The following is a 17057-nucleotide window of genomic DNA, read 5'->3' as shown; positions in this document are numbered from 1 at the left end:
CCGCGCGCCACGTCTGGACGCTCCCGCGTCCCGCACCCGCCCCACGCACCGCGCTCCCGCGTCCCGCACCCGCCCCACGCACCGCGCTCCCGCGTCCCGCACCCGCCCCACGCACCGCGCTCCCGCGTCCCGCACCCGCCCCACGCACCGCGCCCCCGCGTCCCGCGGCGTTCCGTACCCCACGCCCCGCGCCCCGCGCTCCGCACCCCGCCCCACGGCCACCGGCGAACGCCGTGACATCGCAGCACGGCCGCCGCCAACCTCTACGGCCGACCCCTACGACACCGTCGCCCCGGCCGGCTCGGGCTCGGGGGTCCGCGTTCGGCCCGGCAGCCGAGGCAGCGCATACGGCAGGGCCCGGTACCACACCCGGGCCACCGTGAAACCGAAGCCCAGGCACAGCACACCCCCCACCGCGTCCAGCCAGAAATGGTTGGCGGTGGAAACGATGACCAGGAGCGTGGTCATGGGGTAGAGCAGCCCCAGCACCCGTACCCACGGCACCGACGCCAGCGTGAAGATCGTCAACCCGCACCACAGCGACCAGCCGATGTGCATGGACGGCATCGCCGCGTACTGGTTCGACATGTGCTTGAGATCGCCGGAAGCCATCGAACCCCAGGTGTGGTGCACCATCACGGTGTCCACGAAGTGCCCGTCGCGCATCAGCCGAGGCGGTGCGAGCGGAAACAGGTAGTAACCGACGAGGGCCACACCGGTGGTCGCGAACAGCACCAGCCGGGCCGCCGCGTACCGGCCCGGATGCCACCGGTACAGCCACACCAGGACGCCCAGCGTCATGATGAAGTGCAGTGTGGCGTAGTAGTAGTTCATGCCGATGATCAGCCAAGTAACCGAGTTCACGGCATGGTTGACCGTCTGTTCGACGGCGATGCCCAGATGGTGCTCGGTGCGCCAGATCCAGTCCGCGTTGCGCAGCGCCTTGTCCTTCTGCTCCGGGACGGCGTTGCGGATCAGTGAGTACGTCCAGTAACTCACCGCGATCAGAAGGATCTCGAACCAGAGCCGGGGCCGGCGCGGCCGTCGCAGCCGACCGAGGACACCCCGCGGATCCTGTCCGGCCCTTCCCGCGACGGTCTGCCTGTCCTCGCCCGTGACCGCCCTCGGAACGGCCGCCTCCTCGCGACCTTCCGACTGCGTCACGGTCGAGTCACTCATAGGCATCAAGTCTGCCAGAAAAGGCTTCCTCGACAGATCATCCCAAGGTCGGGTCCGCGGCGCACCTTCTACGACGTACGGACGACATGAGGCGCCGAAGCCGTCGAACCACGTACCACCAGCTCCGGCATGAACACGAACTCACTGTGGGGTGCGGGCGTTCCGCCGATCTCCTCCAGCAACGTGCGCACCGCGGCCTGCCCCATCGCCGGCACCGGCTTGCGCACCGTGGTCAGCGGTGGATCGGTGAACGCGATGAGCGGGGAGTCGTCGAAGCCGACCACCGACACGTCCCGGGGCACGTCCAGACCCCGCTGCCGCACGGCCCGTATCGCACCGAGCGCCATCATGTCGCTCGCACACACCACGGCCGTGCAGTTGCGGTCGATGAGCGCGCTCGCCGCCGCCTGACCACCCTCCAGCGTGTACAGCGAGTGCTGGACCAACTCGGTCTCGATGACGCCGACATCCAGCCCCAGCTGGTCCTGCACGGCCCGTACGAAGCCCTCGATCTTGCGCTGTACCGGCACGAACCGCTTGGGCCCGAGGGCGAGCCCGATCCGGGTGTGGCCGAGCGACACCAGATGGGTCACCGCGAGCGTCATCGCGGCCCGGTCGTCGGGGGAGATGAACGGTGCCTGCACCTTCGGCGAGAACCCGTCCACCAGCACGAACGGCACGCCCTGCGCCCGCAGGCGCTCATAGCGCTGCATGTCGGCGGTGGTGTCCGCGTGCAGCCCGGAGACGTAGATGATCCCGGCGACCCCGCGGTCCACGAGCATCTCGGTCAGCTCGTCCTCGGTCGACCCGCCCGGGGTCTGGGTGGCGAGTACCGGCGTGTAGCCCTGGCGGGTCAGCGCCTGGCCGATGACCTGGGCCAGGGCTGGGAATATCGGGTTCTCCAGCTCGGGTGTGATCAGGCCGACCAGACCCTCGCTGCGCTGCCGCAACCGCACCGGGCGCTCGTAGCCCAGGACGTCCAGTGCGGCAAGCACGGACTGGCGGGTGGTGGCGGCGACGCCCGGCTTCCCGTTGAGGACCCTGCTGACGGTCGCTTCGCTCACCCCCGCCTGCGCAGCGATGTCGGCAAGCCGTGTGGTCACGGCACTGGACTGTACCGGTCGTATGACGCCTTGCCCACCGGCCGGACGCCGGGCACGGGAAGCCGGACGGCCCGCCCTGGGTTGCTGCCTCATCGCGCTCCCTCGAAGTCATGGCGGCAAGAACTTGCAGAGTCTTGCACAAGTGCCGTCAGTACCGCCCCACGGGCCCCAATGCGCGGTTGCGCCAGGGTCGAGTGCCGGTCACGGCCCGGTAACCATCGTGTTCCCTTGCACTTTTTTTCTGCAAGGTCTTTCGCAACGCTTACATCGCTGTTACGTTCCCTGTCGCCCGGCGGCCGCAACGGCGCAGTCGGCAAGACAGCGGGAACAGCGGACGGGACTGCTCTCGCATCACACGGGCTTGAACCCTCAAGGAGAACTCATGCGGCGTGGCATAGCGGCCTCCGCGCTGGTGGCGTCCTTCGCCCTCGCGGCGACGGCCTGCGGCGGCAGCAGCGACAGCGGAGACAAGGCCGGCGGCCCGGTCACCATTACCTGGTGGGACACCTCCAACGCCACGAACGAGGCGCCGACGTACAAGGCCCTGGTCCAGCAGTTCGAGGCCCAGAACAAGAACATCAAGGTCAAGTACGTCAACGTGCCCTTCGACCAGGCGCAGAACAAGTTCGACACCGCCGCCGGCTCCAAGGGCGCCCCGGACATCCTGCGCTCCGAGGTCGGCTGGACCCCCGCCTTCGCCAAGAAGGGCTACTTCCTGCCGCTGGACGGCACCGAGGCCCTCTCCGAGCAGAGCAGCTTCCAGCCGAACCTGATCAAGCAGGCGCAGTACGAGGGCAAGACCTACGGCGTTCCGCTGGTCACCGACACCCTGGCGCTGGTCTACAACAAGGCGCTGTTCAAGAAGGCCGGCATCACCGAGGCCCCCAAGACCTGGGACGAGCTGAAGTCGGACGCGGCGAAGGTCAAGGACAAGACCGGTGCCGACGGCTACTGGGGCTCCACCCAGTCCTACTACGCGCAGCCCTTCCTCTACGGCGAGGGCACCGACACCGTCGACGCGGCCGCCAAGAAGATCACCGTCGACTCGGCCGCCGCGAAGAAGGCCTACGGCACCTGGCTGAGCCTGTTCTCCGGCAAGGGCCTGCACAAGGCCGACAGCACCGCCGACGCCTACGCCCACATCTCGGACGCGTTCGTCAACGGCAAGGTCGCCGCGATCCTGCAGGGCCCGTGGGAGATCACGAACTTCTACAAGGGCAGCGCCTTCAAGGACAAGTCCAACCTCGGCATCGCCACCGTCCCGGCCGGTTCCACCGGCAAGGCGGGCGCCCCGACCGGCGGCCACAACCTCGCGGTCTACGCCGGTTCGGACAAGGCCCACCAGGAAGCGGCTCTCAAGTTCGTGAAGTTCATGACCTCGGCGTCCTCCCAGGAGACCATCGCCCTGAAGAACTCCACCCTGCCGACCCGCTCCGACGCCTACACCGCCCAGGTCAAGGCCGACCCCGGTATCGCCGGCTACCAGAGCGTCCTGTCCGCCTCCCAGCCGCGCCCGGCGCTGCCCGAGTACAGCAGCCTGTGGACTCCGCTCGACCAGGAACTGCCGAAGGTCGCCGACGGCAAGGAGTCGCTGGACCAGGGCCTGAGCAACGCCCAGCTGGCCATCGCCAAGCTGGTGCCCGACTTCAGCAAGTGAGCCCGTGTGGCCGCCGGATCCTCCGTCACGGAAGGCGGGGGGAAGGATCCGGCGGCCACCGCCCTGTGCCCGGCCCAACTCCTGAACGTTTTGAAGGTGTCGAACCATGACAGTCGCCATCGACCGTGCGACCGGCAAGCGCCGCGGTGACCGCGCGCCTCGGCCCGGGCTGGGGCAGCGCATCAAGAACGGCTTGCAGAAGTACTGGTACGCCTACGCGATGATCGCCCCGGTGGTCGTCGTACTCGCCGGCATCGTCGGCTACCCGCTGGTCCGCGGCGTCTACCTGACCCTCACCGACGCCAACAGCCTCAACTCGGCGCGCACCATCGGCGTCAACCACATCGCGGCCACGTACAAGTTCGTCGGCCTGGACAACTACAAGGACATCCTGTTCGGCCCGACCGCCTACGACCGGTTCTGGTCGCACTTCCTGTGGACCATTGTCTGGACGGCCGCCTGTGTGGTCCTGCACTACACCATCGGTCTCGGGCTCGCGCTCATGCTCAACCAGAAGCTGCGCGGCCGTACCTTCTACCGGCTGCTCCTCGTCCTGCCCTGGGCCGTGCCGACGTTCGTCACCGTCTTCTCCTGGCGGATCATGCTCGCCGACACCGGCGTGCTCAACCAGATCCTGCACTCCCTGCACCTGCCCCAGCCGCAGTGGCTGGAGGACACCTTCTGGCAGCGGTTCGCCGCGATCATGGTCAACACCTGGTGCGGTGTGCCGTTCATGATGCTCTCGCTCCTCGGCGGCCTGCAGTCCATCGACTCCAGCCTCTACGAGGCGGCCGAGATGGACGGCGCGAACGCCTGGCAGCGCTTCAGGCACGTCACCCTGCCGGGGCTCAGGTCCGTCAGCTCCACCGTCGTCCTGCTCGGCATCATCTGGACCTTCAACCAGTTCGTCATCATCTTCCTGCTGTTCGGACCCACCAGCGCCCCCGACGCCCAGATCCTCGTGGACTGGGCCTACCAGCTGGGCTTCGGACAGCAGCCGCGGGACTTCGCGCAGTCCGCCGCGTACGGCGTGCTGCTGCTGTCGATCCTCGTCGTGTTCACCTCCTTCTACTTCCGCTGGCTGAAGCGCAATGACCAGCTCGCCGTCTGACGCCGCAGGAGCCGCCGCCATGAGCACCCCGACCCTCGAGAAGACCGAGGCCGCCCCGGCCGCCACGGGCGAGGCCCCGCGCCGTACGCGCCGGCGCGGCGAGCGCGGCCCGCTCGGCGCCGCCCTGCTGCACGGCGGCCTCGCCGTCGCGAGCCTCATCGCGCTGGCCCCGGTGGCCTGGCTGTTCTATCTCTCCCTCGGCCCGGACAAGGACGACTACCTCCACCCGGGCAAGATCGCGGGCAAGCTGTCCTTCTCCAACTACAGCTTCGTGCTCCAGCACACCGGCTTCTTCGACTGGTTCAAGTCGACGATGATCGTGGCCTGCGGCACCACCCTGATCGGCGTCCTCGTCGCCGCCACCACCGGCTACGCGGTCTCCCGGATGCGCTTTCCCGGCTACAAGCAGCTGATGTGGGTCCTGCTGCTCACGCAGGCCTTCCCGATCGCCATCCTGATCGTGCCGATGTACCAGATCTTCAGCGATCTCGGCCTCATCGACACCTACTGGGCGCTGATCATCATCAACTGCACCACGGCCGTGCCGTACAGCGCCTGGCTGCTCAAGGGGTACTTCGACACCATCCCCTTCGAGATAGACGAGGCCGGACGTGTCGACGGGCTCAGCCCGTTCGGCACCTTCTTCCGGCTGATCCTGCCGCTGGCCCGCCCGGGCCTGGCCGTGGCCGCCTTCTACAACTTCATCACCGCCGTGGGCGAGGTCGCCTTCGCGACGACGTTCCTGCTGGACGACTCGAAGTACACCTTCGCCGTCGGTCTGCAGACCTTCGTCAGCGAGCACGACGCCCAGTGGAACTACATGGCCGCCACCGCGGTGCTGATCGCGATACCCGTGTCGGCGTTCTTCTACCTCGTGCAGAAGAACCTCGTCACCGGTCTGACCGCGGGCGGTACGAAGGGCTGACAGCCCCTTGGAATGAACTCCCGCGCGCCTTGCCGCGCGGGTAGGCGGCCGCGGTGATCCATCCGACCCCGCAGTCACCGCGGCCGCCTCGCAGTACACCTCCGGTCCCCGGCACCCCCGGCCGTACCCACGCGCCCATGACCAGAACCCCTTTACACATCAAGGACGCCATGAGCCAGCAGCACCCCGCCGCACCGGCCCCCCACTCCGCCGCAGCCGCCGTCGCCGACCGCCGTGACTGGTGGCGGGACGCGGTCATCTACCAGGTCTATCCGCGCAGCTTCGCCGACAGCAACGGCGACGGCATGGGCGACCTGGAAGGCATCCGCGCCCGACTGCCGTACCTGCGTGACCTCGGCGTCGACGCCGTGTGGCTCAGCCCCTTCTACGCCTCGCCGCAGGCCGACGCCGGCTACGACGTCGCCGACTACCGTGCCGTCGACCCGATGTTCGGCAGCCTGCTCGACGCCGACGCGCTGATCCGCGACGCCCACGGGCTGGGGCTCAGGATCATCGTCGACCTCGTCCCGAACCACTCCTCCGACCAGCACGAGTGGTTCCGGCGCGCCCTCGCCGAGGGCCCCGGCTCCCCGCTGCGGGAGCGCTACCACTTCCGCCCCGGCAAGGGGAAGCACGGCGAACTCCCGCCCAACGACTGGGAGTCCATCTTCGGCGGCCCGGCCTGGACGCGGATCACCGAACCGGACGGCACGCCCGGCGAGTGGTACCTGCACCTCTTCGCCCCCGAGCAGCCCGACTTCAACTGGGACCACCCGGCGGTCGGCGACGAGTTCCGCTCGATCCTGCGCTTCTGGCTGGACATGGGCGTCGACGGCTTCCGTATCGACGTGGCCCACGGACTGGTGAAGGCCGACGGCCTGCCGGACCTCGGCGCGCACGACCAGCTCAAGCTGCTGGGCAACGATGTCATGCCGTTCTTCGACCAGGACGGCGTGCACGCGATCTACCGGCAGTGGCGCACGATCCTGGACGAGTACTCCAAGAACAAGGGGCCCGAAGGGCCTTCGACGGACGGGCGGCGGTGGGAGACGGGCGGGCGCATTTTCGTGGCCGAGGCGTGGACGCCGACCGTCGAGCGCACCGCCAACTACGTCCGCCCGGACGAGCTGCACCAGGCCTTCAACTTCCAGTACCTGAGCACGGCGTGGGACGCAAAGGAACTGCGCGAGGTCATCGACCGCACGCTGGAGGCGATGCGACCGGTGGGCGCCCCCGCCACCTGGGTCCTGTCCAACCACGACGTCACCCGGCACGCGACCCGGTTCGCCAACCCGCCCGGTCTCGGCACCCAGATCCGCACCGCGGGCGACCGTGAACTGGGACTCAGGCGGGCCCGGGCGGCCACCCTCCTCATGCTCGCGCTGCCCGGCTCGGCGTACATCTACCAGGGCGAGGAACTGGGCCTGCCGGACGTGGTCGACCTCCCCGACGAGGTGCGCCAGGACCCGGCGTACTTCCGCGGCGCCGGCCAGGACGGCTTCCGCGACGGCTGCCGGGTGCCGATCCCGTGGACCCGCACGGGCTCGTCGTACGGCTTCGGCGGCGGGGGCAGCTGGCTGCCGCAGCCCGAGAGCTGGGGCGGGCTGAGCGTGGAGGCGCAGACCGGGGTGGCCGGTTCCACCCTGGAGCTGTACCGCACCGCGCTCGCCACCCGCCGGGAACACCCCGCCCTCGGCGCGGGCGACGCGGTGGAGTGGCTGCCGGCACCGGAGGGCGTCCTGGTCTTCCGCCGGGGCGAGTTCGTGTGTGTCGCGAACACCACGGAGGAGGCGGTGACCACCACGGCGTACGGGCGGGTGCTGCTCGCCAGTGGTGAGGTGGCCGAGGCCGACCGCGAGGCGAAGGTGCCGGCCGACACCACGGTGTGGTTCACCACCCGCCCCTGAAACTTCTTGCATCAACTTCACCCGGCCCGCTGCCTTTTCAGGCGGCGGGCCTTTAACATCTCCGTCACCGCAAGTTGGCTGAAACTTTTCAGCAAGAGCCTTCAACGGTGAAGGAACCCCCACATGGCACGCAGAACACTCCCCACGGCACTCGCGCTCACCATGGCCACGTTCGGCCTTACGGTTGGCATGAACCCGACCACCGCCGAGGCCTCCCCGCCCGGCACCAAGGACGTCACCGCCGTCCTCTTCGAGTGGAACTACGCCTCGGTGGCCCGCGAGTGCACCACCACCCTCGGCCCCGCCGGCTACGGCTACGTCCAGGTCTCCCCGCCCGCCGAGCACATACGGGGCTCGCAGTGGTGGACCTCGTACCAGCCGGTGTCGTACAGGATCGCGGGCCGGCTCGGCGACCGGACCACCTTCAAGAACATGATCGACACCTGCCACGCGGCCGGGGTGAAGGTCGTCGTCGACACCGTCATCAACCACATGTCGGCGGGCAGCGGCACCGGCACCGGCGGCTCGACGTATACGAAGTACGACTACCCGGGCCTGTACTCGTACCCCGACTTCGACGACTGCACCTCGCCGGTCACCAACTACCAGGACCGCTGGAACGTCCAGCACTGCGAACTCGTCGGCCTGGCCGACCTGGACACCGGCGAGGAGTACGTCCGCAAGACCATCGCCGGGTACATGAACGACCTGCTCTCGCTCGGCGCCGACGGTTTCCGCATCGACGCGGCCAAGCACATCCCGGCCGAGGACCTGGCGAACATCAAGTCCCGCCTGACCAACCCCTCCGCCTACTGGAAGCAGGAGGTCATCTACGGAGCGAACGAGGCCGTCCAGCCCTCCGAGTACACCGGCAACGGCGACGTCCAGGAGTTCCGCTACGCCTACGACCTCAAACGTGTCTTCACCAGCGAGAAGCTGGCGTACCTCACCAACTTCGGCGAGGGCTGGGGCTACCTGAGCAGCTCGGTCGCCGGCGTCTTCGTCGACAACCACGACACGGAGCGCAACGGCTCCACCCTCAACTACAAGGACGGCGCCGACTACACCCTGGCCAACGTCTTCATGCTCGCCTGGCCTTACGGCGCCCCCGACATCAACTCCGGCTACGAATGGTCGGACGCGGACGCGGGTCCACCCGACGGAGGCCAGGTGAACGCCTGCTGGCAGGACGGCTGGAAGTGCCAGCACGCCTGGCCGGAGATCAAGTCCATGGTCGCCTTCCGCAACACGACCCGCGGCGAGGCCGTCTCCAACTGGTGGGACGACGGCAACAACGCCATCGGCTTCGGCCGGGGCGGCAAGGGCTACGTGGCCGTCAACCACGAGTCCTCGGCCCTGTCCCGCACGTACCAGACGTCCCTGCCCGCCGGGACGTACTGCGACGTGCAGAACAACACGACGGTGACGGTGAACTCCAGTGGGCAGTTCACCGCCACCCTGGGCTCGAACACGGCGCTCGCGATCTACGCCGGCAAGTCGAGCTGCTGACCCCCAAGGGCTGCCGCCACTACTTCCAGGTGTCGCTCGTCGTGTAGCCGGACGAACTGCCCGTCGTGTACGTGCGGTTCGTCCCGGACTCCCAGGTCACGTTCCCGGAGCTGTCCTTCTTGAGGTACTTGTACTCGAAGGAGGTGCTCCTGGGAACGATGACCAGCCTGCTCCAGTCCGGGTACGAGGCCGACGACAGCTGGATCGCGTCGGCCGTGTTCCAGGAGCCGAGCGAGGGGATGGAGCCGGACACGTAGACGTTGGTCCCCCAGTCGGTCGTGGCGTTCTCGTGGAACGTCACGTCCGTGGCGTCGGTGTTCGCCACGTTCCAGGAGTTGTTCAGGGCCAACGCCGAAGTCGTCGTCGCCGTCGACCGGTTGGCGTTCGACTCCCAGGTGACGTTCCCGGAGGCGTCCTTCTTGATGTACTTGTAGGTGAAGGACGTGTTCACCGGCACGCTCACCTCGCCGGACCACTCCGGGTAGCCGGACGACGAAAGCGCCACCGCCTTCGAGGTGTCCCAGCCGCCCAGTGCCGCGATGGACCCGACCACGTACACGTTGGTGCCGGAAGTGGTCGACGCGTACTCGTTGAAGGTCGCACTCACCGTGTCGCCCGAGCCGCCGCCCGCGTCGCCGCAGCCCACCGTGCAGGTGTAGGAGGAGTTGTAGAAGGCGACCGCGCCCTTCGCGGGGATCGTGACCGACGCGCTGCCGCCCGACACGGTCACCGCCGTCCTCCCGCCGTCGACGACGTTGCTGTACGTGCCGTCGGCCATGCCTGTCGTGAACGTGTAAGTCGCCGCAGCCGTCCCGTTGTTGAGCGCGAAGAAGCCCTTGCCGCTGCGGCCGAAGCCGATCACGTTCGAGGACATCGTCTGCCAGTTGGAGACCGCGGCCGTGTCGGTCGCGTTGTGCCAGGCGACCATGCCGACGACGGCGGTGTCGCGGTCCAGGCAGTACCAGGAGCCGCCGGCGCAGTCCGTGTCGCTGACGAACCCCGAGGAGTTCGGCGGGGCCTGGTCGCTCTGGGTCCACTCCCAGCTGGCGTACACCGTCGGCGTCGCCCACTTGTAGGCGAGCTGGAAGAGGTTGGCCAGTTTGTAGGTGTCGCCGTCCTTGTAGGACAGGTGAAGGCCGTTGCGTTCCGTGTCGTGGTTCGTCACGAACGACACCGAGTTCGCGGCGGGCAGGATGCCGCTGCTCTCGATCGAGGACAGGTCGGAGACATTGCCCTGGAAGGCCGACTTGAGCTTGCTCGCGTAGGTGAAGTCCAGGACGTCACCGGTGGGGTAGTAGTCGCTCGGCTGCGGGGTCGTACCCGGGTAGATCTCCTGGAAGACGTACGGCGCCGAGCCGGACGCGGTGTTCGTCAGCTTGCCCTCGATCGCCGCGATGTCGGTCTCGGGGATGTGCTTGGCCGCGTCGATCCGGAAGCCGTCCACGCCCAGTGCGAGCTGGGAGTTGAGGTAGTTCGCGAGACCCGCGCGTACCGTGTCCGACCCGGTCCTGAGGTCGGGCAGGCCCAGCAGTTCGCAGTTCTGGACCTGGGTCAGGTTCGAGTAGTCCTGGATGGTCAGGTCCGAGGTCGGGCACTCGCTGGAGTCGTGGTAGTCGGTGCGGGACCAGTCGGGCGTGGCGTACTTGTCCGTGATGGTCGTGCCGTCGTAGCCCGTGCCGGTCTGCGCGGCCGTGTGGTTGATCACCGCGTCCGTGTAGACCTTCACGCCCGCCCGGTGGCAGGCCGTGATCATGGCGGCGAACTTCGCCCGCGTGCCGAAGCGGCTGTTCAGTGAGTAGGAGTAGGGCTGGTAGACGTCCCACCAGTAGTAGTTCGTCTGCTTCAGGGACTCCTGTGGCGGTGCGACCTGGACCGCGCCGTAGCCCGCCGGGCCCAGCACGTTGGTGCACTCCGAGGCGATCGAGTCCCAGTTCCACTCCCACAGGTTGGCGATCACGTCGCCCTTGGCGGTCGTCCTCGCCTGCGCGGGCGCCGCCGGCAGGGCGAGCACGCCCGCAAGCGCCAGCGCTCCGGCGCTCATGGCCCCGGCCGTCCGGCGGAAGACACCCGCGGGGCCCGGGGGCCGGTGTCGGTTTCCGGTCATGTGCGGCTCCCAAGAGAGGGGTTGTGGTTCAACAACCGGTGAGCGTGCGGCAGTTGAGAAGAGCACGTCAAGGTTGACGTTGAAACTTCTTGCTATGAGTTTCAAGACTCTTGCTGTAAAGCTTTCGTTGGGGATACGGTCGCGCGGGGTCGGACCCAAGAGAGCCGCATTCGCTAGGAGTTACCGCGTGATACCCAGAGCGAGACGGGCCGCGGCCGTCACCGCCGTCGCCCTCGCCGCCGCCCTGATCCAGCCACTGGCGGCGCACGCAGCCACCCCGCCCGCACCCCCGTCGGACGCGGCCCTGGCCGCCCAGCCCGCCCGGCACGACGACACCCGCGAGCAGTTCTACTTCGTCATGCCGGACCGTTTCGCCAACGGGGACAGGGCCAACGACAAGGGCGGCTTCACCGGCTCGCGCCTCGCCACCGGCTACGACCCCACCGACAAGGGCTTCTACCAGGGCGGCGACCTCAAGGGCCTGACCAGGCGGCTCGACTACATCAAGGGGCTCGGCACCACCGCCATCTGGATGGCGCCGATCTTCAAGAACAAGCCGGTCCAGGGCACGGGTGCCAACGCATCCGCCGGCTACCACGGATACTGGATCACCGACTTCACCCAGGTCGACCCGCACTTCGGTACCAACCAGGACCTCAAGACCCTCATCGCCAAGGCCCACGCCAAGGGCATGAAGGTCTTCTTCGACGTCATCACCAACCACACCGCCGACGTCGTCGACTACAAGGAGCAGTCCTCCGACTACCTCTCCAAGGGCGCCTTCCCGTACCTGACCAAGGACGGGAAGCCCTTCGACGACGCCGACTACGCCGACGGCACCAAGAGGTTCCCGGCCGTCTCCGACGCCTCCTTCCCGTACACCCCGCGGGTCACGAGCGACAGCAAGGTCCCGGCCTGGCTCAACGACCCGACGATGTACCACAACCGGGGCGACTCGACCTTCGCCGGCGAGTCCGCGACCTACGGCGACTTCTCCGGCCTCGACGACCTGTGGACCGAGCGTCCCGAGGTCGTCCACGGCATGGAGAAGATCTACGAGCGCTGGGTGAAGGACTTCGCCGTCGACGGCTTCCGCATCGACACGGTCAAGAACGTCAACATGGAGTTCTGGACCCAGTGGGCCACCGCGCTCGACGCCTACGCGGCCACGCACGGGCGGAAGAACTTCTTCATGTTCGGCGAGACCTACTCCGCCGACACCTCGGTGACCTCCCCGTACGTCACCCAGGGCCGCCTCGACGCCACCCTCGACTTCCCCTTCCAGGACGCGGCCCGCGCCTACGCCTCCCAGGGCGGCAGCGCCCAGAAGCTCGCGAGCGTCTTCGGCGACGACTGGAAGTACACGACCGACAAGGCCAACGCCTACGAGCAGGTCACCTTCCTCGGCAACCACGACATGGGCCGCATCGGGTACTTCCTCAAGCAGGACAACCCGAAGGCGACCGACGCCGAGATCCTCAGGAAGGACAGGCTCGCCAACGAGGTGATGTTCCTCAGCCGTGGCAACCCGGTCGTCTACTACGGCGACGAGCAGGGCTTCACCGGCTCCGGCGGCGACAAGGACGCCCGCCAGACCATGTTCGCCTCCCAGGTGCCCGACTACCTCAAAGACCCCGAGATCGGCACCACCCGCACCCACGCGAGCGACTCCTACGACACCGGTGCCCCGCTCTACCGGGACATCGCCGCCCTGTCGAAGCTCCGCAAGGCCAACCCGGCCCTGACCGACGGCGTCCAGACCGAGCGGTACGCGGCCGACGGCGCCGGGATCTACGCCTTCACCCGCACGGATGCCAAGGCGGGCGCCGAGTATGTCGTCGCCCTCAACAACGCGGACACCGCGAAGACGGCCACCTTCGCGACGGGGTCGGCGGACATGGCGTACCGGGGCGTCTACGGTGCGGACGGCTCGGTGAAGACCGGCGGGGACCGTCGACTCACCGTCACCGTCCCGGCCGAGTCCGCCGTCGTCTACCAGGCCGCCGGCCATCTCGCCGAGCCCGCCGCAAAGCCGACGATCACCCTGACCGCCCCGGCCGCCGGAGCCACCGGGACCGTGGACCTCACGGCCGGCGTGGACGGCGGACAGCTCGACAGGGTCGTCTTCGCCGCGCAGGTCGGCAACGCCAGGTGGCAGGTGCTCGGCTCCGCCGACCACGCCCCGTACAAGGTCACCCAGACCCTCGGCAAGGCCGTACCCGCCGGGACCGCCCTGCGCTACAAGGCCGTCGTCATCGACTCGGCCGGGCGCACCGCCGGCGCCACGGCGAGCAGCACCAGTGGCACCCCGCCCACGACGCCCGTCCCCACGGCCTCCTCGCGGGACTACGCGATCGTCCACTACAAGCGCACCGACGGCGACTACGCCGACTGGGGCCTGTACGCCTGGGGCGACCTCGCCGACGGCGAGGCCACCACCTGGCCGGCCGGGCACCCCTTCACCGGCCGGGACGCCTGGGGCGCCTTCGCCTACGTCAAGCTCAAGCCGGGCGCCTCCACCGTGGGCTTCCTGGTCGTCGACAAGAACGGGAACAAGGACGTCTCGGCCGACCGGAGCATCGACGTCACCAGGACGGGCGAGGTCTGGGTCGAGCAGGGCAAGGCGGACGTCCAGACCGAGAAGCCCTCGTACCCGGCCCAGGACACCACCAAGGCCGTCATCCACTACCGCCGCGCCGACGGGAACTACGACGGCTGGGGCCTGCACGTCTGGACGGGTGCGGCGACCCCCACCGACTGGTCGAAACCCCTTCAGCCGGTCAAGACTGATGCCTATGGCGCGGTCTTCGAGGTGCCGCTCACCGCGGGTGCCACCAGCCTCAGCTACATCATCCACAAGGGCGACGAGAAGGACCTCGCCGCCGACCAGTCGCTCGACCTCAAGGCGAACGGCCATGAGGTGTGGCTGTTGAACGGCCAGGAGAAGTACCTGCTCCCGCAGCCGGCCGGCAGTGCGGGCGCGCTCGACCTGACCACGTCCAAGGCGGTCTGGATCGACCGGGACACCGTCGCCTGGAACGGCGTCGACGGCGCCGCCTCCACCCAGCTGCTCTCCTCCCACGACGGCTCGATCACCGTCAAGGACGGGACGCTGACCAGCGACGACGAGCGCTGGATCCGGCTGGAGAAGACCACGCTCACCGACGCCCAGAAGGCGAAGTTCCCGTACCTGAAGGACTACACCGCCTGGTCCGTCGACCCGCGTGACCGCGGCCGGGTGCGTACGGCGCTGACCGGCCAGCTCGTCGCCTCGCAGCGCGCCGCGAACGGCGCCGTCCTGACCGCGACCGGCGTGCAGGTCGCGGGCGTCCTCGACGACCTCTACCCGGGTGCCACCAAGGCCGCGCTCGGACCGGTCTTCCACGACGGCAGGCCCACCCTCTCCGTCTGGGCGCCGACCGCACAGAGCGTCGCCCTGGAGCTGGACGGCTCGCTCAAGGCCATGCACCGCGACGACACGACCGGCGTCTGGTCCGTCACGGGCCCGGCGTCCTGGAAGGGCAGGCCCTACCGGTACGTCGTGAAGGTCTGGGCGCCCAGCGTCCGCAAGCTGGTCGTGAACAAGGTCACCGACCCCTACTCGCTCGCCCTCACCGCGAACTCCGAGCGCAGCCTCGTCGTCGACCTGGACGACGCCTCCCTCGCCCCGAGCGGCTGGGCGGGCCTCGCCAAGCCCAAGGCCGTACCGATGAAGGACGCGCAGATCCAGGAGCTGCACATCCGGGACTTCTCGGTCGCCGACAAGTCCGTCCCGGCGCGCGACCAGGGCACCTACCTCGCCTTCACCGACAAGAACAGCGACGGCTCGAAGCACCTGCGGGCGCTGGCCAAGGCGGGTACGTCGTACGTGCACCTGCTGCCGGCCTTCGACTTCACCTCCGTCCCCGAGAAGAAGGCCGACCAGCAGAGCCCGGCCTGTGACCTCGCCTCGTACCCGGCCGACTCCGACCAGCAGCAGGCGTGCGTGGCGAAGACCGCCGCGAAGGACGCCTACAACTGGGGCTACGACCCGTATCACTTCACGGTCCCCGAGGGCTCGTACGCCACCGACCCGGACGGCACCGCCCGTACGGTCCAGTTCCGGCAGATGGTGCAGTCCCTCAACGAGGACGGCCTCCGGGTCGTCATGGACGTCGTCTACAACCACACCGCCGCGAGCGGCCAGGCCGACACCTCCGTGCTCGACAAGGTCGTGCCCGGCTACTACCAGCGACTCCTGGCCGACGGCTCGGTGGCCAACAGCACCTGCTGCTCCAACACCGCGCCCGAGAACGCGATGATGGGCAAGCTGGTCGTGGACTCGATCGTCACCTGGGCCAAGGAGTACAAGGTCGACGGCTTCCGCTTCGACCTCATGGGCCACCACCCGAAGGCCAACATCCTCTCGGTCAGGAAGGCCCTGGACGCGCTGACGCCGCAGAAGGACGGCGTCGACGGCAAGAAGATCATCCTGTACGGCGAGGGCTGGAACTTCGGCGAGGTCGCGAACGACGCCCGGTTCGTGCAGGCCACCCAGGCGAACATGGCCGGCACCGGCATCGCCACCTTCTCCGACAGGGCCCGGGACGCCGTACGCGGCGGCAGCCCCTTCGACTCCGACCCCGGCGTCCAGGGCTTCGCCTCCGGGCTGTACACCGACCCCAACTCCTCGGCGGCCAATGGTACTTCGGCCGAGCAGAAGGCCCGTCTCCTGCACTACCAGGACCTGATCAAGGTCGGGCTGAGCGGAAACCTGGCGAAGTACCGCTTCACGGACACGAAGGGCAAGGACGTCACGGGAGCCGAGGTCGACTACAACGGCTCGCCCGCCGGGTACGCGGACGCCCCCGGCGACGCCCTCGCCTATGCGGACGCCCACGACAACGAGTCGCTGTTCGACGCGCTGACCTACAAGCTGCCCGCCGGGACCAGCGCCGCCGACCGGGCCCGGATGCAGGTCCTCGCGATGGCCACGGCCGCGCTCTCGCAGGGGCCGTCCCTCTCCCAGGCAGGCACCGACCTGCTGCGCTCGAAGTCCCTGGACCGCAACTCCTTCGACAGCGGGGACTGGTTCAACGCCATCCACTGGAACTGCGCCGACGGCAACGGCTTCGGCCGCGGGCTGCCGATGGTGGCCGACAACGAGTCCAAGTGGCCGTACGCCAAGCCGCTGCTGAGCACGGTCGCGGTCGGCTGCGCCGACATCACCGGGGCCTCGGCCGCCTACCAGGACCTGCTGAAGATCCGCACGACCGAGCGAGCGTTCTCCCTCGGCACGGCCGCCCAGGTGCAGGACGAGCTGTCCTTCCCGTTGTCCGGCACGGACGAGACGCCCGGTGTGATCACCATGCGCCTCGGTGACCTGGTCGTCGTCTTCAACGCCTCTCCGCAGCGGCAGGAGCAGACGATCGCTGCCCTGGCCAAGGCGCCGTACCGGCTGCATCCGGTGCAGGCCTCCGGCGCCGACCCGGTGGTGAAGACCTCCTCCTACGCGGCCGGCTCCGGCACGTTCTCCGTCCCGGCGCGGACGGTTGCGGTGTTCACCCGGGCGGGGAAGTAGGG

At 68.6% G+C, this 17057-nt stretch carries 9 protein-coding genes; 6 read left to right on the top strand and 3 right to left on the bottom strand.

Translation table 11 applies throughout. The features are described 5' to 3' along the window. Positions 1-276: 276 nt before the first annotated feature. A complete protein-coding gene (locus GQF42_RS14175; protein ID WP_199272680.1) occupies positions 277-1179 on the bottom strand; it encodes a phosphatase PAP2 family protein in 903 nt (300 codons plus the stop codon). 68 nt (positions 1180-1247) lie between these two features. Continuing rightward, positions 1248-2282 carry a LacI family DNA-binding transcriptional regulator gene (locus GQF42_RS14170; protein WP_267906138.1) on the bottom strand — a complete coding sequence of 345 codons (1035 nt, stop codon included), beginning with the start codon at positions 2280-2282 and terminating at the stop codon, positions 1248-1250. A gap of 382 nt (positions 2283-2664) precedes the next feature. On the opposite strand from GQF42_RS14170, the gene GQF42_RS14165 reads away from it, so the two are divergent. The 5 genes from GQF42_RS14165 (at position 2665) to GQF42_RS14145 (ending at position 9391) form a co-directional block, all read left to right on the top strand. Further along, positions 2665-3939 (top strand): extracellular solute-binding protein, encoded by a 1275-nt coding sequence (locus GQF42_RS14165; protein ID WP_158919988.1) that lies wholly within the window; start codon positions 2665-2667, stop codon positions 3937-3939. Between the two features lie 106 nt (positions 3940-4045). Continuing rightward, positions 4046-5050, top strand: coding sequence for a carbohydrate ABC transporter permease (locus tag GQF42_RS14160; protein ID WP_158919987.1), 1005 nt, complete (start codon positions 4046-4048; stop codon positions 5048-5050). A gap of 19 nt (positions 5051-5069) precedes the next feature. After that, the gene (locus tag GQF42_RS14155; protein ID WP_158919986.1) at positions 5070-5975 is read left to right on the top strand and encodes a sugar ABC transporter permease; all 906 of its coding nucleotides are present in this window, start codon (positions 5070-5072) and stop codon (positions 5973-5975) included. A 170-nt stretch (positions 5976-6145) separates the two neighbouring features. Continuing rightward, positions 6146-7882, top strand: coding sequence for a glycoside hydrolase family 13 protein (locus GQF42_RS14150; protein WP_158930128.1), 1737 nt, complete (start codon positions 6146-6148; stop codon positions 7880-7882). A 123-nt stretch (positions 7883-8005) separates the two neighbouring features. Next, positions 8006-9391, top strand: a complete 1386-nt coding sequence (locus GQF42_RS14145) for an alpha-amylase (RefSeq protein ID WP_199272679.1) — start codon at positions 8006-8008, stop codon at positions 9389-9391. A gap of 19 nt (positions 9392-9410) precedes the next feature. Here GQF42_RS14145 and GQF42_RS14140 read toward each other — a convergent pair whose 3' ends face one another. Then, entirely contained in the window at positions 9411-11495 is a 2085-nt protein-coding gene (locus GQF42_RS14140) for a carbohydrate-binding module family 20 domain-containing protein (RefSeq protein WP_407699491.1), read from the bottom strand. A gap of 187 nt (positions 11496-11682) precedes the next feature. On the opposite strand from GQF42_RS14140, the gene pulA reads away from it, so the two are divergent. After that, a complete protein-coding gene (gene pulA / locus GQF42_RS14135) occupies positions 11683-17055 on the top strand; it encodes a pullulanase-type alpha-1,6-glucosidase (RefSeq protein WP_233273342.1) in 5373 nt (1790 codons plus the stop codon). Positions 17056-17057 lie beyond the last annotated feature (2 nt).

The organism is Streptomyces broussonetiae (assembly GCF_009796285.1).
GTDB lineage: Bacteria > Actinomycetota > Actinomycetes > Streptomycetales > Streptomycetaceae > Streptomyces > Streptomyces broussonetiae.
The sequence above is the reverse complement of the archived record's forward strand: the minus strand, read 5'-3'. Positions and strand labels throughout refer to the sequence as shown.

Bases quoted from the DNA above. Each gene is read 5' to 3' on its own strand.
- GQF42_RS14175 (WP_199272680.1), bottom strand. From the start codon at position 1,179: ATGAGTGACTCGACCGTGACGCAGTCGGAAGGTCGCGAGGAGGCGGCC.
- GQF42_RS14165 (WP_158919988.1), top strand. From the start codon at position 2,665: ATGCGGCGTGGCATAGCGGCCTCCGCGCTGGTGGCGTCCTTCGCCCTC.
- GQF42_RS14160 (WP_158919987.1), top strand. From the start codon at position 4,046: ATGACAGTCGCCATCGACCGTGCGACCGGCAAGCGCCGCGGTGACCGC.
- GQF42_RS14155 (WP_158919986.1), top strand. From the start codon at position 5,070: ATGAGCACCCCGACCCTCGAGAAGACCGAGGCCGCCCCGGCCGCCACG.
- GQF42_RS14150 (WP_158930128.1), top strand. From the start codon at position 6,146: ATGAGCCAGCAGCACCCCGCCGCACCGGCCCCCCACTCCGCCGCAGCC.
- GQF42_RS14145 (WP_199272679.1), top strand. From the start codon at position 8,006: ATGGCACGCAGAACACTCCCCACGGCACTCGCGCTCACCATGGCCACG.
- GQF42_RS14140 (WP_407699491.1), bottom strand. From the start codon at position 11,495: ATGACCGGAAACCGACACCGGCCCCCGGGCCCCGCGGGTGTCTTCCGC.